The sequence below is a fragment of the Nocardioides potassii genome, assembly GCF_021648885.1.
GTDB classification, from domain to species: Bacteria; Actinomycetota; Actinomycetes; order Propionibacteriales; family Nocardioidaceae; genus Nocardioides; species Nocardioides potassii.
The window spans coordinates 299,954-323,041 of sequence record NZ_JAKJHZ010000005.1 but is presented as its reverse complement, the minus strand read 5'-3'; the positions used below and the strand labels follow the sequence as shown (position 1 = coordinate 323,041).

Sequence of the window (23,088 nt, the reverse complement as noted above, 5' to 3'; positions counted from 1 at the left end):
TCGTCACAGGGCGGAGGCGTCCTGCTCGCCGGTCCGGACCCGTACGACGGTGTCGACCGGGCTGACCCAGACCTTGCCGTCGCCGATGCGACCGGTCTGGGCGGTCTTGACGATGATCCCGACGACGTCGTCGGAGTCGGCGTCGTCGACCACGATCTCGATGCGGATCTTCGGCACCAGCGCGATGTCGTACTCCGCACCGCGGTAGACCTCGGTGTGGCCCTTCTGGCGGCCGTAGCCGCTGACCTCGGAGACCGTCATCCCGGCGACACCGAAGGTCTCGAGCGCCTCGCGGACGTCTTCCCACTTGTGCGGCTTGATGACCGCGGTCACGAGCTTCATGCGCTGGCTCCTTCAGTCGTGGCAGGGGCGGAGACGGGGGCGGTCGAGGCAGCCAGGACGCTGCCGCCTCCCCCTCCGCTGCTGGTGTGCAGGTCGTACGCCGTCTCGCCGTGGGCGGCGAGGTCGATGCCGGTGACCTCGTCCTCCTCGTCGAGGCGCAGGCCGATGGTGAACTTGATGGCCAGGCCGATGACGGCGGTCAGGATGCCGGAGTAGAGGACCGCGACGACCACGCCGAGCGCCTGGTCGCCGAGCGAGCCGAGCCCGCCGCCGTAGAGGAGGCCGTCGACGCCGCCGGCGCCGCTCGAGGTGGAGAACACTCCGATGAGCACGGTGCCGATGATGCCACCGACCAGGTGCACGCCGACCACGTCGAGCGAGTCGTCGTACCCGAGCTTGTACTTCAGGCCGACGGCCCAGGCGCAGACCGCACCGGCGATGGCGCCGATCGCGACGGCACCCGACAGGTTCACCGCGCCGGTGGCCGGGGTGATGGCGACCAGGCCCGCGACGATGCCGGACGCGGCGCCGAGGGAGGTGGCCTTCTTGTGCACCAGGCGCTCGACGATCAGCCAGCCGAGGATGGCCGCCATCGTGGCCAGGGTGGTGGTGGCGAAGGTGCGACCGGTCTCGAGCGGGAACTGCGTCTCCGGGTCGTCGCCGAAGACGATCGAGCCGACGTTGAAGCCGTACCAGCCCATCCAGAGGAGGCCGGCGCCGAGCATGGTGAGCGTCAGGTTGTGCGGGCGCATCTGCTCACGCGGCCAGCCGATGCGCTTGCCGAGGAGCAGGACCAGGACGAGCGCCGCGACACCGGCGTTGATGTGCACCGCGGTGCCACCGGCGTAGTCCTGCGCGCCGATGCGCCCGCAGATCAGCGAGTCGTCGGTGCAGCTGAAGACCATGTGGGCCATCGGGAAGTAGACGATGACGGCCCAGAGGGGGACGAAGAGCACCCACGCAGAGAACTTCATCCGGTCCGCGACCGCACCGCTGATGAGGGCGGCGGTGATGATCGCGAAGGTCATCTGGAACATCACGAAGATGTAGTCGCCGGTCGACACACCGTCGAGCCACAGCAGCTCGAAGGGGTTGGCGAACAGCGTGCCGTCGCCGCCGAAGCCCATCGACCAGCCGACGGCGACGTAGAGGATGCCGACGATCGCTGCCGCGACGTAGGACATCATCATCATGTTGAGCACGGACTTCGACCGGGACATGCCGCCGTAGAACAGGGCCAGGGCGGGCACCGTCATCATCAGGACGAAGGCAGTCGCCACCAGCATGAAGGCGTAGTAGCCGTCCACAGAACCTCCAGGGTTCGAGCTTGGTTGACAAGGTGGGGGTGCGGACCGCCGCACGACGACGGTGGCGTGCAGGGGCCCGCTCGATGCCCGAAGCCTGCGGCCGGGAGGTTTCACCGGCGCGCGACGGATGTTGCGGGCAGGCAACGGATCGACGCCTCGTGTTACGGGTGTGTGAACTGGGCCTGTGCCCGCCGGTCGACGACCGGTGCGGTCAGGCGTGGGGCGGGGTCGCCGCTTGTTAGTGTTCGGCCGTGTCCAGACTGGCCGTGATGGCGCACTTCGACGTGGCCGGGGAGCTGCGTCCGCACGTGCGCGGACAGGTCGAGGCGCTGGCCGCATCGGTCGACACGCTGCTGGTCTGCACGACCGCCACGCTGCAGGACTCGGCGCGCGCGTGGCTCTCGGAGCGCTCGGTCCTCGTCGAGCGGGCCAACTACGGCTACGACTTCTTCAGCTACAAGGTCGGCCTCGACGCCGCCGGCGACCTGACGGCGTACGACGAGGTGGTGGTCTGCAACGACACCTACGTCTTCGCGCTCGACTCCTACGACCCGGTGTTCGAGGAGATGGCCACCCGGCCCTGCGACTTCTGGGGGCTGACGGGCGCCGAGCGTGTCGCGCCGCACATCCAGTCGTTCTTCGTCGCCTTCCGCCCGTGGGTGGTCGCCTCGCGCGCCTTCACGAGCTTCTGGGAGGAGATGGAGCCGATCTCCAAGCGACGTCAGGTCATCCGGCGCTACGAGGTCGGCCTCTCCCGGCGGCTCTACGAGGCCGGCTTCACCTCCGACACCTACTTCGTCGAGACGCCCGAGGACCAGCGGATCGCCCGCGAGCGGATGCGCTGGTGGGCCGCGCACCGCTCCCACTTCCCGCGCACGCGCGCGGAGGTGCGCGAGTGGCGCGAGCGCGCCAACGAGCCGTGGAACCCCGCCCGGAGCCTGGCCGACCGCGTCCTCGACGACGCCCGGCTGCCCTACGTCAAGATCGACACCCTGCGCTACGACCCCTACAACCTCGACGCCAAGCGCCTCCTGGAGCTGTGCGAGCGCCGGTTCCCGCAGCGCTTCGCCGGCGTGCGGGAGTTCCTCGACGAGACCGCGCAGTACTACCCGCTGCGCGACACCGAGCGCCTCCTGCCCACTCCCCTCGCCCTCGAGCCCCTCTTCCCCCGCGTGAGGTACTCCGATGCGCGGTGAGCGTCGCCGGCCGAGCCAGGTGCGGCTCGACGACGCCGAGACCGTCCTGGTCGAGTCCGGGCTCGTCGACGCCGACTACGTCGGAGCCCAGCTCGGCACGACCTTCGCCTCCCCCGAGGAGGCCGCCCGCGCTGCCGTGCTCGCGGGCGACGTGTCCCCGCACCCGCTCTTCGAGGCGCAGTGGATCGGTCGGCGCCGGTCGTGGCAGCGCCTCGGGCAGCACCCCGTCCTCTGGTACGTCTCCGAGCGCAGGCGGCGCAACCGCATCGCCCCGCACCCGTTGGTCGACCCGCGGATCATCTTCGCCTCGCACCCCGAGGCCCGCCACCACCCCTACGGCGCGCTGTCCTACTGGCTGTCGGTGTCGTCGGCGGGCACCGCCCTGCCGACGCGGATCCTGCCCCGCAAGGTCTCGTGGGGTACCTACCGCACGGCCGCGATCGAGGCGGCCGCCGCCTGGCGCCGCGAGGTCGTGCACGAGCGCCCGTCGCTGGTCGGACCGGCGCCCGCGCTTCCCACCTCGCTGAGCACCTCCCCCGCCGTCACCGTCGTGATGGCCACGCAGGACGACGGCCCCCTGGTGCGCGAGACGGTCGCCTCCCTGCAGGCGCAGTCCTTCACCGACTGGCACCTGGTGGCCGTCGACCGCGGGTCCCTCGACGACACCGCCGCGGTGCTGCAGGGCTCGGCGGCGTTCGACGAGCGCATCACGGTGGTCCGGGAGTCGCGGTGCTCGCACGCGCACGCGCTCAACGTGGCGCTCGAGCACGGCACCGCCGAGCACGTCGCCTTCCTCCCCCTCGGCCGGCAGTGGCTCCCCGACATGCTCGCCTCGCTCGTCGCGCACGCGCACCGCTCGGGCTCCTCGGCGGTGCTCGCCGGCGCCGGCGCCGTGGGCCGCGACCGGGCAGAGCTGCTGGCAGGCCGGCCGGTCGACCTCGCGACCGCGCTCCTGCGCCGGGCCGCGATCAAGGACGTGGGCGGCTTCGACGAGACCCTCGGCGGATCGGTCGAGCGCGACCTGCTGCTGCGGATCTCGCGCCACCACGACCCGCTCCCCGTCGACGTACCGGTCCTCAGGCGACCAGACCCCGGCACGCCCGACCTCGGCGACGACTGGGACTCGGTCGTCCTCGAGCGGCAGCTCGTCGACTGGGACGCCGCCGGGCGCGAGTGGTCCGAGGACCTCGTCACCGCCGTCATGCCGGTCGGCCCCGAGCCGCGGCGCACGGTCGAGTGGCTCGGCTCGGTCCCGCGCGAGGGTGTCGAGCTGATCCTCGTCGGCGTACGGCTCCGCCGGGCGCACCACGTGCTCGCGGCCTCCATCGCCGCGATCATCTCGGGAGCGAGGTTCGTCTCGGTGCCGACGCCGGTCTCGATGTCGGCGGCGACCAACGTGGGCATCTCCCGGGCCGCCGGCAGCACCGTGCTGCTGGTCCGGCCCGAGGCGATGCCACCCCGGCAACCGATCGCTGCCCGCCTCGCCGAGGTCGTCCGTGAGCCGGGCGTCGCGCTCGCCCAGCCGCTCATCGTCGACCTCGAGGGCGTGGTGCTGAGCGCGGGCGCCCGGTTCGCGGCGGTCAACCGGCACCCCGAGCTCTTCCTGGCGGGCCTGCCGACGAGCGACGCCGTCCGCATCGGCCAGAGCGGGGTCGCCGCGCCGGCCGCTCCCCTGGTCGCGCTGCGCACCGAGGACGCCGTCGCGCTGCGCGGCCTCGACGCCCGCTTCGTGTCGGTCCTCGCCGAGACCGACCTCGGCCTCAGGGCGCAGCAGGCCGGCCTGGGCGGCTCCGTCGTCGTGCCGGACGCCGTGATCACCTCGCGGACGCCGTACGCCCTCCCCGACGAGCTGATCGGCGCGATGTCGTCGCTGGCCCGGAGCCCCGGCGCGCCCGGACCGGATCGAGCCCCCGAGCTGCTGCGGCGGGCAGGCCTCGAGGTCACCGACGAGCGCAACCGCCGGGTCGTCGCCGACCCGGAGGACCCCGCGTCGGCGTCGGCGCTGGTGCCCGAGCTGGTCGTCCGCCCGATCCAGGGGATCCACGAGTCACCGCCCCGGCTCCGGTGGGCGATCGACATCGCGGCCCCCGCGGCCCAGCGCGGTGACCGGTGGGGCGACACCTACTTCGCGCGATCGCTCGCCGACGCGCTCGAGGGCCGCGGCCAGCACGTCGCCATCGACCGGCGCGACGCCCGCGGCCGCGACTCGCGCGACCACGACGACGTGCTGCTGGTGCTGCGCGGGCTCGACCGCGTCGCGCCGCGGCCCGGGCTCCTCAACGTCGAGTGGATCATCAGCCACCCCGACATGATCACGCCGGAGGAGGTCGCGGCCTTCGACCACGTCTACGCCGCCAGCACGAGCTGGGCGGAGCGGATGAGCCGCGAGTGGGGCACGACGATCGAGCCGCTGCTGCAGTGCACCGACACCCGGTGGTTCCACCCCGACCGGGCCGAGCCCGACACGGGGCCCGCACTGCTGTTCGTCGGCAACTCCCGCGGCGTCTACCGCTACGCCGTCCGCAGCGCGCTCGCCATCGGCGCCGACCTCACCCTCCACGGCAACGACTGGACCGAGTTCGTCGAGCGCGAGCAGATCGCCTCCGGCGGCGTCGACAACCGCGAGGTCGGCGTGCTCTACGCCTCCGCCGGCATCGTCCTCAACGACCACCACCTCGACATGCGCCGCGACAGCTTCGCCTCCAACCGCCTCTTCGACGCCGCCGCGTGCGGCGCGCGGATCCTCAGCGACCGGATCGAGGGGCTGGAGATCTTCGGCGGCCTGGTGCTGCCCTTCGACAACGAGCACGAGCTCGCCCGCCTGGTGCAGCCGCCGTACGACGCCTTCCCGGACGACGCCGCCCGACGGGTGATCGCCGAGCGCGTGATGGCCGAGCACAGCTTCGACAAGCGCGCCGAGACGCTCGTCGACGACGCCGTACGCCGTATCCTCGCCCGCTCCTGATCAGGTGAGCGGGCACTTCCTTCCCGTCCCACCGGCACGAAGTGCCCGGTCAGCGCTGAGGACGGGCACGAAGTGCCCGGTCAGCCGGGGATCACTGCTCGGGCGGGAGCGCGTCAGCCGAGGAGGGCGTCGACGAAGGCCGCGGCGTCGAACGGCGCCATGTCGTCGGGGCCCTCACCGAGTCCGACGAGCTTGACCGGTACGCCGAGCTCGCGCTGCACCTGCACGACGATGCCGCCCTTGGCGGACCCATCGAGCTTGGTGAGCACGATGCCGGTGACGTCGACGATCTCGCTGAAGACGCGAGCCTGGATGAGGCCGTTCTGGCCGGTGGTGGCGTCGAGCACGAGCAGCACCTCGGTGACCGGGGCCTGCTTCTCGATGACGCGCTTCACCTTGCCGAGCTCGTCCATCAGCCCGGCCTTGTTCTGCAGGCGGCCGGCCGTGTCGACGAGCACCGTGTCGATGTCGTCGTCGACGCCGTGCTTGACCGCCTCGAAGGCCACGCTGGCCGGGTCACCGCCCTCCGGGCCGCGGACGACCTCGACGCCGACGCGCTCGCCCCACGTGGCCAGCTGGTCGACGGCCGCCGCGCGGAAGGTGTCGGCCGCGCCGAGGGTGACCGTGAGGTCCTGGGCGACGAGAATGCGGGCGATCTTGCCGACGGTCGTCGTCTTGCCGGCGCCGTTGACGCCGACCACGAGCACGACGCCGGGCTTGCCGTCGGCGCCGGTGACCTGCACGCGGCGGTCCATGTCGGTGCCGACGAGCTCGATCAGCTCCTCCCGCAGGACGGCCCGGGCGTCGGGCTTCTGGCCGCCCTCGACCCGCAGACGGGTGCGGAGCCGCTCGACGAGCGCCTGGGTCGGCGCGACGCCGACGTCGGCGGTGAGGAGGGTGTCCTCGATCGCCTCCCACGTGTCCTCGTCGAGCCGGTCGCGGCTCAGCAGCGCGAGCAGGCCCTGGCCCAGGCCGCCCTGCGAGCGGGAGAGCCGCTGGCGCAGCCGGACGAGCCGGGACGCGGTGCCCTCCGGCTTCTCGACGGTCGGCGCCGGCTCGACGGCCGGCTCCGGCGGCGCCTCCACGGCGGTGTCGGTCCCGGCCGGCGTGTCCGTTCGGGGAGGAGCGATGACGTCCGTGCCGCCCGTGGCGGGCAGGTCACCCCTGCGACGTCGACCGGAGGTCAGCAGCCCCGCGAGCGTGAGGACGCCGACGACGGCGATGCCGATGATCAGATAGAGCCATTCACCCATGCGGCAATCCCATCACAGGTGCGCGACGCGACGAAGGCGGGTGACCACCTCGACGCCGCGGCGCGGCCGGACCTCCGCCAGCCGGGCCCGCAGGGCGTCGCGCTGGGCGGTCAGCCTGGCGGTCCGGGCGCGGGCCCGGTCGACCTTCGCGTGGGTGAGCGCCAGGTCCGACAGCAGCGCGTCGAACGCTGCGGTCAGGCCTGACGCCGGCCCTCCGGCCAGCATCGGCGCCGCCACGTCCTTGCCCGGCCGCGCGACCCAGACCATCTCGTGCGGCATCAGGTGGAACCACTCCACGGCCGCCTCGCCGACGAGGGCCGGTGGCGTCACCCGCACGGACGACAGCCCGGCCGACGCGAGGCGGGCGTCGAAGTCGTCGCCGTACCACCGCACGTGGTCCGCCTGGCCGAACCTGCGCACCCGCTCCTCCGCAGTGGCCGACGGGTCCTCCTCGGTCGGCACGCCCACCTTGATCGGCACCTGCAGCAGCGCGATGCCGCGCGGGCTGAGCACGCGGGCGATCTCGTGCATCGCGGCCGCGTCGTCGGGCACGTGCTCGAGGACGTGGTAGCAGACCAGCAGGTCGACCGACGCGTCGCGCAACGGGAGCCGCGTCAGGCAGGCGAGGGCGTCGACCTCACGCCCGTCGCAGCCGAGGTCGAGGCCGATGCGCCTGCGGGCACCGAGCCGGTCGACCAGCCTGGTGGACTGCGGCGACGGGGCGATCTCCACGACGGTGTCGAGGTCGCGCAGCTCGGGGGCGAGCACGCCCAGCAGCAGCGACAGGAACCGGTGCCGCTCGAGACCGCCGCACCGTGGGCACCTCGCGTGCGGGCGGCCGTCAGGACCGCGACGGAACTCCCGCGACACCATGGTGCCGCAGGCTGCGCAGTAGGCCCTCGAGACCTCGTGCGGAACTGCGTGGCGTGACTCGGTCACGCTCGGCACGCTAGTGCGTCACGGCCGTTCGTGGGAGTGCCACGCCGTGCGGGCGCCCGCGCGACGGGCCCAGGTCAGACGCGCGACTCGGAGTCCTCGAGGGTCGGCAGGGCGTCGACGCCCTTGCGCATGGCGTCGCCGAGCTGCGGCACCACGGGGAGCTCCTCGCCGCGGTGCGGGTAGGCGACGTAGACCGCCACGGCGCCGGCGACGAGCACGCCGAGGGTCATCATCAGGACGATCGCGAGCATGGGACTCCTGTCGGGGTTGCCTTGCTGACCACTCCACCGTCGCACAGCCCCGGTCGCGATCTCGCATCCTCGCCCCACCGTGTCGGGTGAGGTGTCCCTCACGCGTCGCGCGGGTCCTGCGGCACCAGTCGTACGACGGCCGCGCGGACCACGTCGGGGATCGGGGTGACCGGTCGCGAGCCCGCGCCGTGGGTGTTGTCGACGTAGACGTGCACGAACCGCCCCTCGGCCGCCGCCTCCTCCGAGGGACCCTGGAAGAGCCCGATCCGGTAGACCACCGAGCTCGTCCCGACCTTGTCGACGACGAGCCCCATCTCGATCGGCTCGGGGAAGCCGATCTCGCGGAAGTAGCGGCACCCCGTCTCGGCGACGACCCCGATCTGCGGCAGCGCACGCACGTCGACCCCGGTCGCCTCGTAGAGGTAGGCGTTGACGGCGGTGTCGAAGAGCTCGTAGTAGGTCGCGTTGTTGAGGTGACCGTAGGCGTCGTCGTCGCGCCACCGCGTGGTGGCGGTGCGCCACGCGACGTACGACGACCGGGTAGGCCTGGGACGATCGCTCATGCCGACTCGGCGTCACGGAGGCGCTGGCTGATCACCGCGGACACGCCGTCGCCGCGCATGGTGACGCCGTAGAGCGCGTCGCCGACCTCCATCGTGCGCTTCTGGTGGGTGATGACGAGGAGCTGGGAGTTCTCCCTCAGCTCCTCGTAGATCTGGAGCAGCCGGCCGAGGTTGGTGTCGTCGAGCGCGGCCTCGACCTCGTCGAGGATGTAGAAGGGCGACGGGCGGGCCTTGAAGAGCGCGACGAGGAAGGCCACGGCCACGAGCGACCGCTCGCCACCGGACAGCAGCGAGAGGCGCTTGACCTTCTTGCCGGGCGGGCGAGCCTCGACCTCGACGCCGGTGGACAGCATGTCGTCGGGGTTGGTGAGCACCAGCCGTCCCTCGCCGCCGGGGAACAGCCGCGCGAAGGTGTGGTCGAAGGCCTTCTCGACGTCGGCGTAGGCCTCGGTGAAGACCTGCTCGACGCGGGCGTCGACCTCGCGGACGATGTCGAGCAGGTCCTTGCGGGTGCGGCGGAGGTCCTCGAGCTGCTCGGTGAGGAACTTGTGGCGCTCCTCCATCGCCGAGAACTCCTCCAGCGCGAGCGGGTTGACCCGGCCCAGCATCGACAGTGCGCGCTCGGCGGAGCGGAGCCGCTTGACCTGCTCCTCGCGGACGTAGGGCGTCGGTTCCGGTGGCTCCTCCCCGTCGGGGACCTGTCCGGAGAACGGCACCAGCGTCTCGGGGCCGTAGTCGGCCACCAGGCCGGCGGGGTCGAGTCCGAGCTCCTCGAGCGCACGCTCCTCGAGCTGCTCGATGCGCATCCGCTGCTGGGTGCGGGCCATCTCGTCGCGGTGGACCGAGTTGACCAGCTCGTCGTGCTCGCGGCCGAGGTCGCGCAGCGACGCGCGCACCGCCATCAGCTGCTGCTCGCTCCCCTGCCGCGACTCCTCGACGGCCGCGCGCTCGTCGGCGGCGCGCATCACCGAGCGCTCGAGCTCGTGGAGCACGACGCGCACGGCGACCGACACGGCCTGCGCAGCCCTGCCCTCGCGGATCAGGCGCTCCCGGCGCTCGGCGGCACGGGCTCGGGACTCCCGCTCGGCCTTGGCGGCGCGGAGGAGGGAGTCGGCTCGGCCGTGCAGCGCGCGGGCGCGCTCCTCGGCGGTGCGGAGCGCGAGCCGGGCGTCCATCTCGTGCTGGCGTGCCTCCCGGGCCTGCTCGGCGAGCTTCTCCCGCTCGGAGGTGTCGGGCTCCTCGTCGGTGACGTCCTCGGCGGCGGCGAGCCGGGCCTGCAGCTCGGCGAGCCCGGCGAGGTCCGCCTCGCGCGCCTCCCGTGCGGTGGCGATGGCGCGCTCGAGCCGCTCGGCCTCACCCTTGGCGGCGCGGGCCTGCGAGCCGTACTGGCCGAGCTCCTCGGCGACGGCGGCGAGCGTGGCGTCGGACTCGTGGAGCTTGGCGAGCGCGACGTCGACACGCTTGAGGGCGTCGTGACGGGCGGCCTCGAGCCGGGAGATCTCGAAGCCGAGCCGCTCGGCGGTGGCGGTCGCCTCGGCCAGCTTGGTGGAGGCGTCGTCCACGGCCGCCTGGATCTCGATCAGGCTCGGCTGGCTGCTGGAGCCGCCGGCTGCGAAGTGGGAGCCGAGGAGGTCGCCGTCACGGGTCACCGCGACGAGGTCGGGCTGGTCGGAGACGAGGCGTCGGGCGGCGGGGAGGTCGTCGACGACGGCGACCCGGTCGAGCAGCCGCGCTAGGGCGGGCCGTACGTCGTCGGGCGCGGACACCACGTCGACGGCGTACACGACGCCGTCGGGCAGCCGCGGCCAGTCGCGCTCCGCCGCGGGGGCTCGGCCGAGCAGCAGGCCGGCGCGGCCCAGGTCGTCGTCCTTGAGGTGCGTGATCGCCTCGACCGCCGCTGCTGCGTCGGCGACCACGACGGCGTCGGCGGCGGAGCCGAGGGCTGCCGCGACGGCGGCCTCGTAGCCGTGCTCGACGTCGAGCAGTGCGGCGACGGAGCCGAGCAGCCCGCCGACGGTGTCGGTCGCGGCGAGCAGGGCACTGGCGCCGTCCTTGCGGTTGAGGCCGATCTCGAGGGCGTCACGGCGAGCGACGAGCCCGGCCCGGTCGCGGTCGGCCTGCTGCGCCTCGTCGCGCGCCCTGGCGAGCTGCTCCTCGATCTCGTCGAGGGCGTCGACCGCCTCCTCGTGCTCGGAGTCGAGTCCCTCCTCGCCTGCGTCCAGGCCGGCGACCTTGGTCTCGAGCGCGGTGAAGTCGCGCTGCGCGCGCTCGGCGCGGGTCGCGGCGTCCTCCCGGGCGTCGGTGAGGCGCTGGATCTCCGCGTCGGCAGCCTCCGCACGGGAGGTCAGGGCATTGACCTGTCCGCTGAGCCTGGCCAGCCCCTCGCGTCGGTCGGCAGCGGCGCGGAGGAGACCGGCGATCCGCTTGTCCTCCTCGGCCGCGGCCTCCTCGGCGGCACGCTTGGCCACGACGGCCTCGTCGAGGGCGGTGCGCTGCTGCTCGACCTGGGCCGCGATCTCGGCCTCCTGCTCGCGCACCCGCCCGGCCTGCGCCTCGAGCTCGTCGGGGTCGCGGCCGGAGTCGACGGAGTCGCCGTCCGCAGCACCAGCGGCGTTGCGGATCCGCTCGTCGGCCAAGGAGGCGGTGCCGCGCAGCCGCTCCTTCAGGCCGGACAGCGCGAACCAGGTCTCCTGCGCCGCGGCGAGCCGCGGCAGGTCCTCGCGCAGGGCGGCCTCGAGACGGGCCTCCTGCTCGCGGGCGGTCGCGATCGCCGCCTCCACCTCCTCGCGGCGCTGCACCAGGATGGTCTCGTCGGCCATCTCCTGGTCGAGCGCGGTGCGGGCGGTGACGAGGTCGTCGGCGAGCAGCCGGGCGCGGGCGTCGCGCACGTCGGCCTGCACCGTCTGCGCCTGGCGGGCCACCTCGGCCTGCCGTCCGAGGGGCTTGAGCTGGCGGCGGATCTCGGTGAGGAGGTCGGCGAGACGCGTGAGGTTGCCGTCGGTGGCGTCGAGCTTGCGGAGCGCCTTCTCCTTGCGCTTGCGGTGCTTGAGGACGCCCGCGGCCTCCTCGATGAAGCCGCGGCGGTCCTCCGGGGTCGCGTGCAGGATCGAGTCGAGCTGGCCCTGCCCGACGATCACGTGCATCTCGCGGCCGATGCCGGAGTCGCTGAGGAGCTCCTGCACGTCGAGCAACCGGCAGGCTTGGGAGTTGATGGCGTACTCCGAGCCTCCGTTGCGGAACATCGTGCGGCTGATCGTGACCTCGGCGTAGTCGATCGGCAGCGCGCCGTCGGAGTTGTCGATGGTCAGCTGCACCTCGGCGCGACCGAGCGGCGGGCGCCCGGACGTGCCGGCGAAGATGACGTCCTCCATCTTGCCGCCGCGCAGGCTCTTGGCGCCCTGCTCGCCCATCACCCAGGCGAGCGCGTCGACGACGTTGGACTTGCCCGAGCCGTTGGGCCCGACGATGCACGTGATGCCCGGCTCGAGCTGCATCGTCGTGGAGGACGCGAAGGACTTGAACCCCTTGAGGGTCAGGCTCTTCAGGTACACCGCGGGCTCCTCGACGATCAGGACATGGACACTGAAGACTGGGGAAGCTCAGCGCCGCTCACCCTACCCGTGGCGGGTCCCCACGCCGGGGAGGCGGCCTCGAGGATCAGAGGTCGAGCCGCATCTGCTGCGCGGTGACGACGTAGCCGGAGGTCTCGTAGAGCCGGATCGCGGTCGGGTTGTCGCCGAAGACGTTGAGCGTCATCGTGCTGGCTCCGAGACCGCGGGCGGACTCGTGGAGGGCGTCGAGCAGCGCCCGGCCCAGGCCCTGGCCGCGCCGGTCCTCGTCGAGGCGGATGTCGAAGATCCAGGCCGAGGTCCCGGACGCGCGCTGGCGCAGCTCGAACCAGCCGATGCCGACCGGCTCGCCGTTCGCCTCGGCGGTGAACAGGTGCATGTCGCGGCTGGCCAGCCCGTCGGGCAGCAGCTGGGCGAACTCACCGGCGGACGCGGCGGCCGCGGACTCGGCGTCCAGGTCGCGTGACACCGCGATGTCGGCGGCGTACTCCCGCTCCGAGCGCTCGCGCCACGCGTCGTACTCCTCCTGCGACATCGGGCGGAGGGTCACGGCGGGCCGGCGCTCAGCCACGGCCGAGCACCTCCTTCAGCGCCGCCAGCACCAGCAGCACGGCGTCGGGTCGGGCGTTGCGACCCATCAGGCCGATGCGCCAGACCGAGGAGGCGTACGCCCCGGCGCCGGCGCCGATCTCGATGCCGTGCCGCTCGAGCAGCTCGCGCCGCACCGCGGCCGAGTCCACGCCCTCGGGCACCTTCACCGTGGTGAGCTCGGGGAGCCGGCTGCCCTCGGCGGCGAAGAGCTCGAGCCCCATCTCCTGCAGGCCGGCCTGGAGCGCGTCGCCCGCGGCCTGGTGGCGCGCCCAGACGGACTCGAGGCCCTCCTCGAGGATGCGGGTGAGCCCGGCGTGCAGGCTCGCGACCATCGCCGTGGGCGCGGTGTGGTGGTAGGTCCGCTGACCCTTCCCGGCCGCTTCGCCGACGTATCCGCCGAGCATGCCGAGGTCGAGGTACCACGACCGCGGCTTCTGGACCCGGCGCTCGAAGGCGCGGTCCCCGATCGTGAACGGTGCGAGCCCGGGCGCGACGCCGAGGCACTTCTGCGTGCCGGCATAGCCCACGTCGACGCCCCAGTCGTCGGCGCGCAGCTCGATGCCGCCGATCGAGGTGACGGCGTCCGCGATGAGCAGGGCGTCACCCTTGCCGGCCCCCAGCGCGGCGATGTCGGAGCGCACGCCGGTGGAGGTCTCGGCGTGGACCGCGGCGATGATCGCCGGTGAGTCGTGGGCGGACAGGACGCGGTCCACGTCGACCGGCTGGCCCCACTCGTGCTCCACCGCGACGACCTCGGCGCCGCAGCGCGCGGCCACGTCGGTCATCCGCTGGCCGAAGAGTCCGTTGACCGCGACCACGACGACGTCGCCCGGGTGGACCGTGTTGACGAAGGCGGCCTCCATCCCGGCCGACCCGGTCGCGCTCAGCGGCAGCGTCCGGGCGTTGTCGGTGCCCCAGACCGTGCGGAGCATCTCGCAGGTCTCGTCCATGATCCGGAGGAACTCCGGGTCGAGGTGGCCCAGCAGCGGCTGGGCCAGTGCACGGGTCGCCTCCGGGTAGGGGTTGGAGGGACCGGGACCGAAGAGGTGGCGCTCGCGGATCATGCCTCCGACCGTAGCCAACGTGCGATCGGTCGCGGACGTCATACGGAGGGGACCACCGCTCGTCCCGTCCGTATGACGTCCCGGCGGCAGGTAAGCGGCAGGACGGCGGCAGGTCAGAGGACGGCGCCCGGGTTGAGGATGCCCGCGGGGTCGAGGGCGTCCTTGATCCGCCGGGTCAGCGCCATCACGTCGTCGCCGAGCTGGTCGGGCAGGGCCGCCTTCTTGGTCCGGCCGACGCCGTGCTCGCCGGTGATCGTCCCGCCGAGCCTGATCGTCGCCTGCAGGATGTCGTCGAACGCCGCCCGGGCCCGGCGCTCGGCGTCCGCGTCGCCGGGCGGGTAGACGATGATCGGGTGGGTGTTGCCGTCGCCGGCGTGGGCGACGGTCGGGATCTCGACGTCGTGCCTCCGGGCGATCTCCTCGACCGCGGCCAGCAGGTCCGGGAGGAGCGGCACGGCCGCGCCGACGTCCTCGAGCAGCAGCGCGCCGCGCGCCTCGACGGCTGGGAACGACGCACGCCTGGCAGCGACGAACATCTCGCCCTCCTCGGGGTCGTCGGTCACGACGACCTCGGTGGCGCCCGCCGCCTCGCACGCCGCGTGGACGACTCCGATCTCCGTGGTCCGCGCGTCGCCGGGGGCGTCGGACTGCACGACCAGCAGGGCGCCCGCGGTGCGGTCGAGGCCACGCGGCGCGTAGTTCTCGACCGCGTTGATCGTGGCGCGGTCCATCAGCTCCATCATCGACGGGCGCAGCGTGCGGCGTACGGCGACAACGGCCTCGGCCGCCGCCACCACGGACGCGAACGACGCCACCAGCGTCGCCGCCGGCAGCGGCTGCGGCACCAGCCGCAGGATTGCGCGGGTGACCACGCCGAGCGTCCCCTCGGACCCCACGAACAGCTTGACCAGCGAGAACCCGGCGACGTCCTTGATCCGTTTGCCGCCGAGCGTCACCAGCGTGCCGTCGGCGAGCACGACGTCCAGCCCGAGCACGTAGTCCGTGGTGACGCCGTACTTCACGCAGCACAGCCCGCCCGCGTTGGTCGCGACGTTCCCGCCGATCGAGCAGATCTCGAACGAGGACGGGTCCGGCGGGTACCAGAGGCCGTGCTCCTTGGCGGCGGCCTTGACCTCGGCGTTGAAGGCGCCGGGCTCGACGACCGCCACCTGGCAGTCGGCGTCGATGTCGATGGCGCGCATCCGCTCGAGGCTGAGCACGATGCCACCGTCGACGGCGCTCGCCCCGCCAGAGAGGCCCGACCCGGCGCCGCGCGGCACCACCGGGACGCCGTACGACGCCGCCCACCGCACCGCGGCCTGCACCTGCCCGGCGTCCTCGGCACGCACCACCGCGACGGGCGTGCCCGCCCCGGTATCGCGCGACCAGTCGTGGCGGTGGTTCTCCAGCGTGGCCGGGTCGGTCGCGACGACCCCGTCCGGCAGGGCTGCAACGAGCTCGGGGAGGGCGGCGACGGCATCCATCCGCCCATCGAACCATCCCGCGACGAGGAGGTCAGGCGGTCGCGGTGGCCGCCTCGTCCGCGTGGGCGATGTGACCGAGCGAGCGCCACACGAGCGCGAGGGTCACGCCGGCGCCGACGAAGGCGAACCACCAGGGCGCGGTGAGCCCCCAACCGTGGGCGATCACGCCGCCGAGGAGCGAGCCCAGCAGCACGCCGCCCTGGACGCAGATCATGTAGACCGAGCCGACGCGGCCCTGGAGCTCGCGCGGGACGGCGCGCTGGCGCACGGCCATCGACAGCGTGCCCCACACGAACGCGTACGCGCCGAAGAAGAACATCAGCGGGTAGGCCGTCCAGGGCGACGTGGTCAGCGCCATGGCGAGGTGGAAGAGCACCTCGGCGAGCAGGGCCGCGCGCATCAGGGTCGCCAGCGGGACCTTCCGCTCCAGCCAGCCGTAGCCGAAGGTGCCGAGCAGCCCGCCGAGCGCGGCCGCGGTGGTGAGCAGGCCGAAGCCTGCCTCGTCGATGCCCACGCGCTCGAGCGCCCACAGCACCAGCACCGACCAGGGCGCAGCCCAGGTGATGTTGAAGACGACGATGACGAGGGCGAGCGTGCGGACCGGCGGGTTGCCCATCAGCCACCGCACGCCGTCGACGATGTCCTGGCGGACGTGGGTGTCGACCTGCTCACGGACCGCCCCGGGCCGGGTGCCGATCCGCGAGACGAGCGCGATCCCGACCGCGATGCACAGCACCGTGACGGTGAACGGCCAGACCATCCCCACCGCGAACAGCAACGCGCCGAGCGCCGGCCCGACGAGCTGGTTGCCGGTGATCATCCCGAACATCAGGCGCGAGTTGGCGATGCCGAGGTCCGCCTTCTCGACGAGCATCGGGGTCAACGTGCCGGAGGTCGCGTCGACGAAGGTCTCGGCCGTGCCGAGGCAGACCATCGCCACGAGCACCAGGGCGATGTTGACATGACCGGTCGCGATGACGATGCACACGCCGGCCAGGACCGCACCCCGTACGGCGTTGGCGGCCATGATCACCCGGCGCCGGTCGAGCCGGTCGGCCATGGCGCCGGCGACGAGCCCGAACAGCAGCCACGGTGTGGTCAGCGCCAGCATCGAGGCCGAGACCAGCACCGGGTTCCGAGTCTGCGAGGCGACGAGGAGGGGCCCGGCGCCGATCATCATGCCGTCGCCGAGGTTGGTCACCCACGACGACCCGACGAGCCAGCGGAAACCGGTGCCGAGGCGCTTGGGGAAGACGGTCTCGACGAGTCGGCTCACGAGCACCGGAGCCTACGTCGACGTACGACCGTGACGCAGGTGGATATCAGCCGGACGTCAGGCGGGCTGCAGGTCCTCGGAGACCAGCGCGGCGTCGCGCGCGTCGCGCTCGGCGGCCGCCAGCCGGTCGTTGTCGGCCTGCAGGCGCAGGACCAGCGCCTCGAGGTCCTCGACGCGACGCCGCAACCTGCGGTTCTCGGCGGTGAGGACGGCGGTGGTGCGCACGTCGCTGTTCACATGACCCAACAGCGCCTTGGCCATGGGGAGCCTCTCGGGATGACTGGACCTACCGGTGACCTTCGACCGGCGAACCGGCCGTCTCCAAGAGTCCCACCGCCCCGCCGCTGGGTCAAACCTCCGACGGCCCCGTCGTGGGCCGCATCCGGGCCGCCTCAGGTGCGGCGCGACCGCGGCGGGCGCTGGCAGCGAGGACAGAAGAAGGACGACCGGTTCATGAACGCGACGCGGCGGATCGGGGTTCCGCAGCGCCGGCACGGTCGACCCTCCTGGCCGTAGGCGTCGAGCGAGCGGTCGAAGTAGCCGGACTCGCCGTTGACGTTGACGTAGAGCGCGTCGAACGACGTGCCGCCCTGGGCGAGGGCCTCCCCCATCACCGCGCGGACGTGGCCGAGCAGCTCGCGCAGCACCGGGCCGGTGAGCCGGTCCCCCGGTCGCTCGCCGTGCAGGCGCGAGCGCCACAGCGCCTCGTCGGCGTAGATGTTGCCGACGCCGGAGATCAGGCCTTGGTCGAGCAGCAGCCGTTTGACCGCGGACGTACGACGTCGGGCGCGGCGCACGAACTCGGCGTCGTCGAACTCCGGGTCGATCGGGTCGCGGGCGATGTGGACGATCTCCGGGGGGAGCACGGCTCCGCCCTCGGACACGGCGAGGCCGCCGAACATGCGCTGGTCGACGAAGCGCATCTCCAGCGCACTGCCGGCGGGCGTGGTGAGCGCGAAGCGCACCCGCACGTGCCGCTCGTCGGGGGCGTCGGGCTCGTGGAGCAGCATCTGCCCGCTCATCCCGAGGTGGCCGAGCAGCGCATCACCGCTCTGCTGGTGGTCGAGAGGGGCGAGCGCGAGCCAGAAGTACTTCCCGCGACGGCGGACGGCCTCGATGCGCCGACCGACCAGGGCGGCGGCGAAGCCGGACGGCCCGCGGTGGTCACGGCGCACGGGCCGCGGGTGCAGCACGTCGACCGACGTGATGGTGCTGCCGACGACGTGGCGCTCGAGGCCGGCGCGGACGACCTCGACCTCGGGGAGCTCGGGCACGGCTCAGTCGGAGGAGGCGGAGGCTGCGTCGGAGGCCGAGACGGAGGGCGCGTCGGCGGAGGCGTCAGGGACCGGGTGCGACGCCCGGATCTCGCTGTAGGCCGTCTCGGCCGCGCCCTGCTCGGCCTCCTTCTTGGAGCGGCCGCTGCCGTTGCCTAGGACGAGGTCACCGACGCGCACGCGCGCGACGAAGGTCTTCATGTGGTCGGGGCCGTCGTCCTCGATGAGGTACTCCGGGACGCCGAGCCCGAGGTTGGCGGAGAGCTCCTGGAGGGAGGTCTTCCAGTCGAGGCCGGCGCCCATGGACGCGGCGGCCTCCATCACCGGGTCGAACAACCGGTGGATGACCTTGGCGGCCTCGTCCATCCCGCCGGACAGGTGGATCGCGCCGATGACGGCCTCGACGGTGTCGGAGAGGATCGAGGCCTTGTCGCGGCCGCCGGTGGTCTCCTCACCGCGGCCGAGCTTGATGTGCTGGCCCAGCCCGATCTCGCGGGCCACGTCGGCCAGCGCGCGGGCGTTGACCACCGCGGCCCGGAGCTTGGCCAGGCGCCCCTCGGAGAAGTCCGGGTGGGCGAGGTAGAGCGTCTCGGTCACCACGATCCCGAGCACCGAGTCGCCGAGGAACTCGAGGCGCTCGTTGGTCGGGATCTGCCCGTTCTCGTAGGCGTAGGACCGGTGCGTCAGGGCACGCTGCAGCAGCTCGGGATCCAGGACCGGATCACCGAGCGCTGCGCGGAGCTCGTCAGTGCTCAGCGGACGGGCGTCGCTCAGAGGACCTGGCGACGGTCGGCCTTGGCGCCGTACTGGCCGCACTGGCCGCACGCACGGTGCGGGAGGTGCTTGGCGCCGCAGGCGGGGTTGGCGCAGGTCGCGAGGGACGGCGCGACGGCCTTCCACTGCGAACGGCGGTGACGCGTGTTGCTGCGCGACATCTTCCGCTTCGGAACAGCCATGGTGGTCTCCTGTGAATCAGTTGGCGTGCATCGCCCGGGGTGCCGGGCGAGTGATCAGTCTGGGGTGTCTCAGTCCTGCTGGTCCTGCGTGAGCACTTGGAGCCCTGCCCAGCGCGGGTCGATCGGCGCCTCGTGTGCGTGGTCCGGGTCGTCCGCGAGCCGTGCACCACACTCGGTGCACAACCCCGGGCAGTCGTCCGTGCACAGCGGCTGGAACGGCAGTGCGAGCACCACCGCGTCCCGCAGCAGGGGTTCGAGGTCGAGCAGGTCGTCCTCGAGCAGGCTGGTCTCGTCGTCGAGGTCGCTGTCGTCGTGCTCGGCGGCCTTGTCGTGCTGGTCGGGGTAGACGTAGAGCTCCTGCAGGTCCACGTGGACCTCGTCCTCGATGGGCTGCAGGCACCGCACGCACTCCCCCACGAGCCCGGCCGTGGCCGTTCCCGTGAGCAGCACGCCCTCCATGACCGCCTCGAGGCGCAGGTCGAGCTCGACCGGCGCACCCTCGGGGACACTGAGGACTTCGATACCAAGCTGTGCCGGAGCCGGAACCGTGAGCTCGACCTGACGCTGGGACCCCGGGCGGCGGCCGAGCTCGCGGGTGTCAAGCACGAGCGGCGCCCTCGGGTCCAGGCTGGTCACGACGAACTCCCGTTTCTGGACACAGACACAACCGGAGAATCGTATCCGGCGCCGTGTGACGGGGCAAAACGGGTGGAGACGTGCACGGCCGCCGGGGACCGGACGATCAGTCCCGTCGCTCGGCCAGCCGCTCCAGGAGCTGGTCGAGCACGGCGTCGGGGACGAGACCTCGTACGTCGCCGCCGAGCGTCGCGACCTCCTTGACCAGGCTGGAGGACACGAACGAGCTGCCTGCTGCTCCGGGGAGGAAGACCGTCTCGACCTCGGTGAGGTGCCGGTTCATCTGCGCCATCGGCAGCTCGTACTCGTAGTCGCCGGCGCCGCGCAGGCCCTTGACGATCGCGACCGCACCGACCTCATGGCAGAAGTCGACGATCAGGCCGTCGAAGCCGGCGACCCGCAGGTTGTCGATGCCCGCGGTGGCCTCCTCGAGCATGGCGATGCGCTCGTCGGGGGTGAACAGCCGGCTCTTCGACATGTTCACGCCGACTGCCACGACGACCTCGTCGAAGAGGCGCGCCGCCCGTGCGAAGACGTCGAGGTGACCGTTGGTCACCGGGTCGAAGGAACCGGGGCAGACAGCGCGACGCACGCGGGGCTCCCTTCAGGGGGCGGGGGTGGCGTGACCGTACCAAAGCGTGGTCTCGCCGTAGCGCTTCGACCGGTCCTCCACGATGCCGTCGGGCCAGGTCACCGTCGTGCGCTTCGTGGCCCGCTCGACGACCACGAGGGCGCCGGGCACGAGCCAGCCGTGGGCGACCAGCGCGACGAGGTCGGCGTCCACGTCCTCGTCGGGCGTCGGGTAGGGCGGGTCGGAGAACACCAGGTCGTAGGGGGCCGTCGGCGGGGTCTGCAGGAACGTCGCCACCGACGCGGCGACCACCCGGGCCCGGGAGAAGCCGAGCGCTGCGGCGTTGCGGGTGATGAGCGAGGCCGTACGCCGATCCTGCTCGACGAGCGTGACGACGCCTGCACCGCGCGAGCGGGCCTCGAGACCGACGGCTCCGGATCCGGCGTAGAGGTCGAGGAACCGCAGGCCGTCGAGCGATCCGGTCCGCGCCTCGATGGCGGAGAAGAGGGCCTCGCGGACGCGGTCGCTCGTGGGTCGCGTCGACTGGCCGCGCGGCGTCTCCAGACGTCGGCCGCCCGCAGATCCCCCGATGATGCGAGTCATGTCCGCGTGCTCAGCCCTTCTCCATTCAGCCCTTGTCCATGTAGGCCGACGCCGCCGAGGCCTCCACCTGCTCGACGACTGCGGCGAGACCAGGTGACTGTGCGAGCGCGGGGTCACCGGAGAGTAGCGCCTCGGCGGCCTCCCGGGCACGGATGATCGTCTTCTCGTCACGCAGCACGCGCAGCGAGACCAGGCTCGACCGCATGCCCGACTGGCTGGCGCCGAGCACGTCGCCCTCGCGCCGCTGCTCGAGGTCGACCTTGCTGAGCTCGAAGCCGTCGGTGGTCGCGGCCACGGCGTCGAGGCGGTCGCGGGCCGGGGAACCCACCTCGGCCCAGGACACCAGCAGGCACAGGCCGGGGAGCCCGCCCCGGCCGACGCGGCCGCGCAGCTGGTGGAGCTGCGAGACGCCGAAGCGGTCCGCGTCGAGCAGCACCATCATCGTGGCGTTGTGCACGTCCACGCCGACCTCGATGACGGTGGTCGCGACGAGCACGTCGATCTCGCCCGCCGCGAAAGAGCGCATGGTCGCGTCCTTGGCGTCGGGCGCGAGCCGTCCGTGCAGGACGGCGGTCCGCAGGCCATAGAGCGGACCGGCCGCGAGCTCGGCGTGGACGTCCTCGACCGCGGCGAGCGCGCGCTTGGGCGGGACCTCGTTGCCCTCGTCGTCGAGGTCGAGCTGGTCGCTCTCGCCGTCCTCGCCCGCGTCACCGGAGATGCGCGGGCACACGACGTAGACCTGGTGCCCCTTCTCGACCTCCTCGCGCACCCGCTGCCAGGCCCGGTCGATCCACGCGGGCTGGTCGGCGAGCGGGACGACGTTGGTCTGGATGGGGGCGCGCCCGGCAGGGAGCTCGGCCAGCACGGAGGTCTCGAGGTCCCCGAAGACCGTCATCGCGACGGTGCGCGGGATCGGGGTCGCCGTCATCACGAGGACGTGGGGCGGGCTGCCGGCCTTGTCGGTGAGGGCCGCGCGCTGCTCGACACCGAAGCGGTGCTGCTCGTCGACGACGACGAGCCCCAGGTCGGCGAGCTGGACCTTGTCCTCGAGCAGTGCATGGGTGCCGATCACGATGCCGGCCTCGCCCGTGACGATCTTCAGCATCGCCTCCTGGCGCGCGGCCTTGCCCATCGAGCCCGTCAGGAGCACGACGCCGGTCGCGTCGGCTGCGCCGCCGAGCATGCCGCCCTGGGCGAGGTCGCCCAGCATCGCGCTGATCGAGCGGTGGTGCTGCTGGGCGAGCACCTCGGTGGGCGCGAGCAGCGCGGCCTGTCCCCCGCTGTCGACGACCTGCAGCATCGCTCGCAGGGCGACGAGGGTCTTGCCGGAGCCCACCTCGCCCTGGAGCAGCCGGTTCATCGGGTGGTCGCGGGCGAGCTCCCCGGCGATCAGCTCACCGATCTCGCGCTGGCCGGCCGTGAGCTCGAACGGCAGCCGCGCGTCGAACGCCGCGAGGATCCCGTCCGGCCGGCCGGGCCTGCCCTGTGCTCCTTGCGCCCGGTGCACCGCGCGTCGTCGGGCGAGCACCAGCTGGAGGACGAGCGCCTCCTCGAACCGGAACCGCTTCTGCGCCGCGCCGAGCTGGCTCCACTCGTCGGGAGCGTGGATCCAGCGCAGGGCCTGCATGATGTCGAGCAGCTCGAGCTCCTTGCGGAGCTCGGGGGTGAACACGTCGGGGACCCCGGTCACCAGGTCGAGCGCGGTGGTGATGACCTTCTGCAGGTCCCACGAGTAGAGCTTGGCCGTCAGCGGGTAGACGGGCATCAGCTTGCTCATCGTCGCGGCCTCGGCGCCGTCGAGGGCGAACCCGTGGGGCTGGTCGAGCTGCCAGCTGCCGCGGAACTGCTTGGCCTTGCCGGTGAAGACCGCCCGGTGCCCGGGGCGGAACTCGGCCTCGTGCTTGTCGGCCAGGCTCTGGTAGGGGCTGAACAGCGTGACGGAGAAGTCGGGACCGTCGGTCCTCAGCCGCACCGTCGTACGGAACTGGCGGCGGTTGCCGCTGAAGAAGGACGCGCTCTCGCAGGACCTCACCTCGCCCACGATCGTCAGCTGCTCGCCGACGACGGGCGTCGGCACCTCGGACAGCTCGGACGCGGCGATGTAGCGGCGAGGGAAGTGGCGGAGCAGCTCGCCGACCGTGCGCAGGCCGAGGCCCTCCTCGGCGAGCTTGCGCTTCTTGTGGTGGGAGCCGAAGACCGCCCCGATCGGGCTGTCCGGCGTGATGCTGGCCATGGACGACGTCCTCGC

Annotated in this window: 21 protein-coding genes; 2 read left to right on the top strand and 19 right to left on the bottom strand. The window is 72.7% G+C overall.

Translation table 11 applies throughout. The features are described 5' to 3' along the window. Positions 1-3 precede the first annotated feature (3 nt). Together L2K70_RS06015 and L2K70_RS06010 are read right to left on the bottom strand one after the other, a co-directional pair. The gene (locus tag L2K70_RS06015) at positions 4-342 is read right to left on the bottom strand and encodes a P-II family nitrogen regulator (RefSeq protein ID WP_091196194.1); all 339 of its coding nucleotides are present in this window, start codon (positions 340-342) and stop codon (positions 4-6) included. Continuing rightward, positions 339-1,649, bottom strand: a complete 1,311-nt coding sequence (locus L2K70_RS06010) for an ammonium transporter (RefSeq protein WP_236400352.1) — start codon at positions 1,647-1,649, stop codon at positions 339-341. The genes L2K70_RS06015 and L2K70_RS06010 overlap by 4 nt, the downstream gene beginning before the upstream one ends. Before the next feature lie 251 nt (positions 1,650-1,900). Here L2K70_RS06010 and L2K70_RS06005 point away from each other — a divergent pair, with 251 nt between their 5' ends. Both L2K70_RS06005 and L2K70_RS06000 read left to right on the top strand, forming a co-directional pair. Continuing rightward, on the top strand, positions 1,901-2,845 hold the full coding sequence (locus tag L2K70_RS06005) for a rhamnan synthesis F family protein (RefSeq protein ID WP_236400350.1): 945 nt from the start codon (positions 1,901-1,903) through the stop codon (positions 2,843-2,845). Then, positions 2,835-5,810 carry a glycosyltransferase family protein gene (locus L2K70_RS06000; protein ID WP_236400348.1) on the top strand — a complete coding sequence of 992 codons (2,976 nt, stop codon included), beginning with the start codon at positions 2,835-2,837 and terminating at the stop codon, positions 5,808-5,810. The genes L2K70_RS06005 and L2K70_RS06000 overlap by 11 nt, the downstream gene beginning before the upstream one ends. 113 nt (positions 5,811-5,923) lie before the next feature. Here the strand turns inward: L2K70_RS06000 and ftsY are convergent, their stop codons facing one another. The 17 genes from ftsY to L2K70_RS05915 form a co-directional block, all read right to left on the bottom strand. Further along, complete coding sequence (gene ftsY / locus L2K70_RS05995; RefSeq protein ID WP_236400347.1) at positions 5,924-7,063, bottom strand: signal recognition particle-docking protein FtsY; 1,140 nt, start codon at positions 7,061-7,063, stop codon at positions 5,924-5,926. Between the two features lie 12 nt (positions 7,064-7,075). Then, on the bottom strand, positions 7,076-8,002 hold the full coding sequence (locus L2K70_RS05990) for a class I SAM-dependent methyltransferase (RefSeq protein WP_236400346.1): 927 nt from the start codon (positions 8,000-8,002) through the stop codon (positions 7,076-7,078). Between the two features lie 74 nt (positions 8,003-8,076). After that, positions 8,077-8,253 carry a hypothetical protein gene (locus L2K70_RS05985; protein ID WP_236400344.1) on the bottom strand — a complete coding sequence of 59 codons (177 nt, stop codon included), beginning with the start codon at positions 8,251-8,253 and terminating at the stop codon, positions 8,077-8,079. 98 nt (positions 8,254-8,351) lie between these two features. After that, positions 8,352-8,816: an acyl-CoA thioesterase gene (locus L2K70_RS05980; RefSeq protein WP_236400342.1), complete on the bottom strand. Its 465-nt coding sequence runs from the start codon at positions 8,814-8,816 to the stop codon at positions 8,352-8,354. Further along, entirely contained in the window at positions 8,813-12,367 is a 3,555-nt protein-coding gene (smc, locus tag L2K70_RS05975; RefSeq protein ID WP_236400340.1) for a chromosome segregation protein SMC, read from the bottom strand. The genes L2K70_RS05980 and smc overlap by 4 nt, the downstream gene beginning before the upstream one ends. A gap of 106 nt (positions 12,368-12,473) precedes the next feature. Then, positions 12,474-12,956, bottom strand: coding sequence for a GNAT family N-acetyltransferase (locus tag L2K70_RS05970; protein ID WP_236400338.1), 483 nt, complete (start codon positions 12,954-12,956; stop codon positions 12,474-12,476). After that, on the bottom strand, positions 12,949-14,040 hold the full coding sequence (locus L2K70_RS05965) for a pyridoxal-phosphate-dependent aminotransferase family protein (RefSeq protein WP_236400336.1): 1,092 nt from the start codon (positions 14,038-14,040) through the stop codon (positions 12,949-12,951). Before L2K70_RS05965 ends, L2K70_RS05970 begins: the two co-directional genes overlap by 8 nt. Positions 14,041-14,153: 113 nt before the next feature. Then, entirely contained in the window at positions 14,154-15,524 is a 1,371-nt protein-coding gene (locus tag L2K70_RS05960; protein WP_236400334.1) for an FAD-binding oxidoreductase, read from the bottom strand. 31 nt (positions 15,525-15,555) lie between these two features. Then, positions 15,556-16,800: an MFS transporter gene (locus tag L2K70_RS05955; RefSeq protein ID WP_236400332.1), complete on the bottom strand. Its 1,245-nt coding sequence runs from the start codon at positions 16,798-16,800 to the stop codon at positions 15,556-15,558. 57 nt (positions 16,801-16,857) lie between these two features. After that, the gene (locus L2K70_RS05950; protein ID WP_236400329.1) at positions 16,858-17,061 is read right to left on the bottom strand and encodes a hypothetical protein; all 204 of its coding nucleotides are present in this window, start codon (positions 17,059-17,061) and stop codon (positions 16,858-16,860) included. A gap of 131 nt (positions 17,062-17,192) precedes the next feature. Further along, positions 17,193-18,074, bottom strand: coding sequence for a bifunctional DNA-formamidopyrimidine glycosylase/DNA-(apurinic or apyrimidinic site) lyase (mutM, locus tag L2K70_RS05945; RefSeq protein ID WP_236400327.1), 882 nt, complete (start codon positions 18,072-18,074; stop codon positions 17,193-17,195). A gap of 3 nt (positions 18,075-18,077) precedes the next feature. Continuing rightward, entirely contained in the window at positions 18,078-18,890 is an 813-nt protein-coding gene (gene rnc / locus L2K70_RS05940) for a ribonuclease III (protein WP_443689235.1), read from the bottom strand. Beyond that, positions 18,845-19,030: a 50S ribosomal protein L32 gene (gene rpmF, locus L2K70_RS05935; protein ID WP_091196235.1), complete on the bottom strand. Its 186-nt coding sequence runs from the start codon at positions 19,028-19,030 to the stop codon at positions 18,845-18,847. The genes rnc and rpmF overlap by 46 nt, the downstream gene beginning before the upstream one ends. 69 nt (positions 19,031-19,099) lie before the next feature. After that, positions 19,100-19,666 carry a YceD family protein gene (locus tag L2K70_RS05930; RefSeq protein WP_236400325.1) on the bottom strand — a complete coding sequence of 189 codons (567 nt, stop codon included), beginning with the start codon at positions 19,664-19,666 and terminating at the stop codon, positions 19,100-19,102. Between the two features lie 106 nt (positions 19,667-19,772). Next, the gene (gene coaD, locus L2K70_RS05925; protein WP_236400322.1) at positions 19,773-20,258 is read right to left on the bottom strand and encodes a pantetheine-phosphate adenylyltransferase; all 486 of its coding nucleotides are present in this window, start codon (positions 20,256-20,258) and stop codon (positions 19,773-19,775) included. 12 nt (positions 20,259-20,270) lie between these two features. Further along, positions 20,271-20,840: a 16S rRNA (guanine(966)-N(2))-methyltransferase RsmD gene (rsmD, locus tag L2K70_RS05920; protein WP_236400320.1), complete on the bottom strand. Its 570-nt coding sequence runs from the start codon at positions 20,838-20,840 to the stop codon at positions 20,271-20,273. 25 nt (positions 20,841-20,865) lie between these two features. Beyond that, positions 20,866-23,073, bottom strand: a complete 2,208-nt coding sequence (locus L2K70_RS05915) for an ATP-dependent DNA helicase RecG (protein WP_236400318.1) — start codon at positions 23,071-23,073, stop codon at positions 20,866-20,868. Positions 23,074-23,088 lie beyond the last annotated feature (15 nt).

Coding starts and splice junctions, on each gene's coding strand:
- rpmF (WP_091196235.1), bottom strand. CDS start 19,030: ATGGCTGTTCCGAAGCGGAAGATGTCGCGCAGCAACACGCGTCACCGC.
- ftsY (WP_236400347.1), bottom strand. CDS start 7,063: ATGGGTGAATGGCTCTATCTGATCATCGGCATCGCCGTCGTCGGCGTC.
- L2K70_RS05950 (WP_236400329.1), bottom strand. CDS start 17,061: ATGGCCAAGGCGCTGTTGGGTCATGTGAACAGCGACGTGCGCACCACC.
- L2K70_RS05965 (WP_236400336.1), bottom strand. CDS start 14,040: ATGATCCGCGAGCGCCACCTCTTCGGTCCCGGTCCCTCCAACCCCTAC.
- L2K70_RS06000 (WP_236400348.1), top strand. CDS start 2,835: ATGCGCGGTGAGCGTCGCCGGCCGAGCCAGGTGCGGCTCGACGACGCC.
- L2K70_RS05980 (WP_236400342.1), bottom strand. CDS start 8,816: ATGAGCGATCGTCCCAGGCCTACCCGGTCGTCGTACGTCGCGTGGCGC.
- rsmD (WP_236400320.1), bottom strand. CDS start 20,840: ATGACTCGCATCATCGGGGGATCTGCGGGCGGCCGACGTCTGGAGACG.
- L2K70_RS06015 (WP_091196194.1), bottom strand. CDS start 342: ATGAAGCTCGTGACCGCGGTCATCAAGCCGCACAAGTGGGAAGACGTC.
- L2K70_RS05915 (WP_236400318.1), bottom strand. CDS start 23,073: ATGGCCAGCATCACGCCGGACAGCCCGATCGGGGCGGTCTTCGGCTCC.
- L2K70_RS05960 (WP_236400334.1), bottom strand. CDS start 15,524: ATGGATGCCGTCGCCGCCCTCCCCGAGCTCGTTGCAGCCCTGCCGGAC.
- L2K70_RS05985 (WP_236400344.1), bottom strand. CDS start 8,253: ATGCTCGCGATCGTCCTGATGATGACCCTCGGCGTGCTCGTCGCCGGC.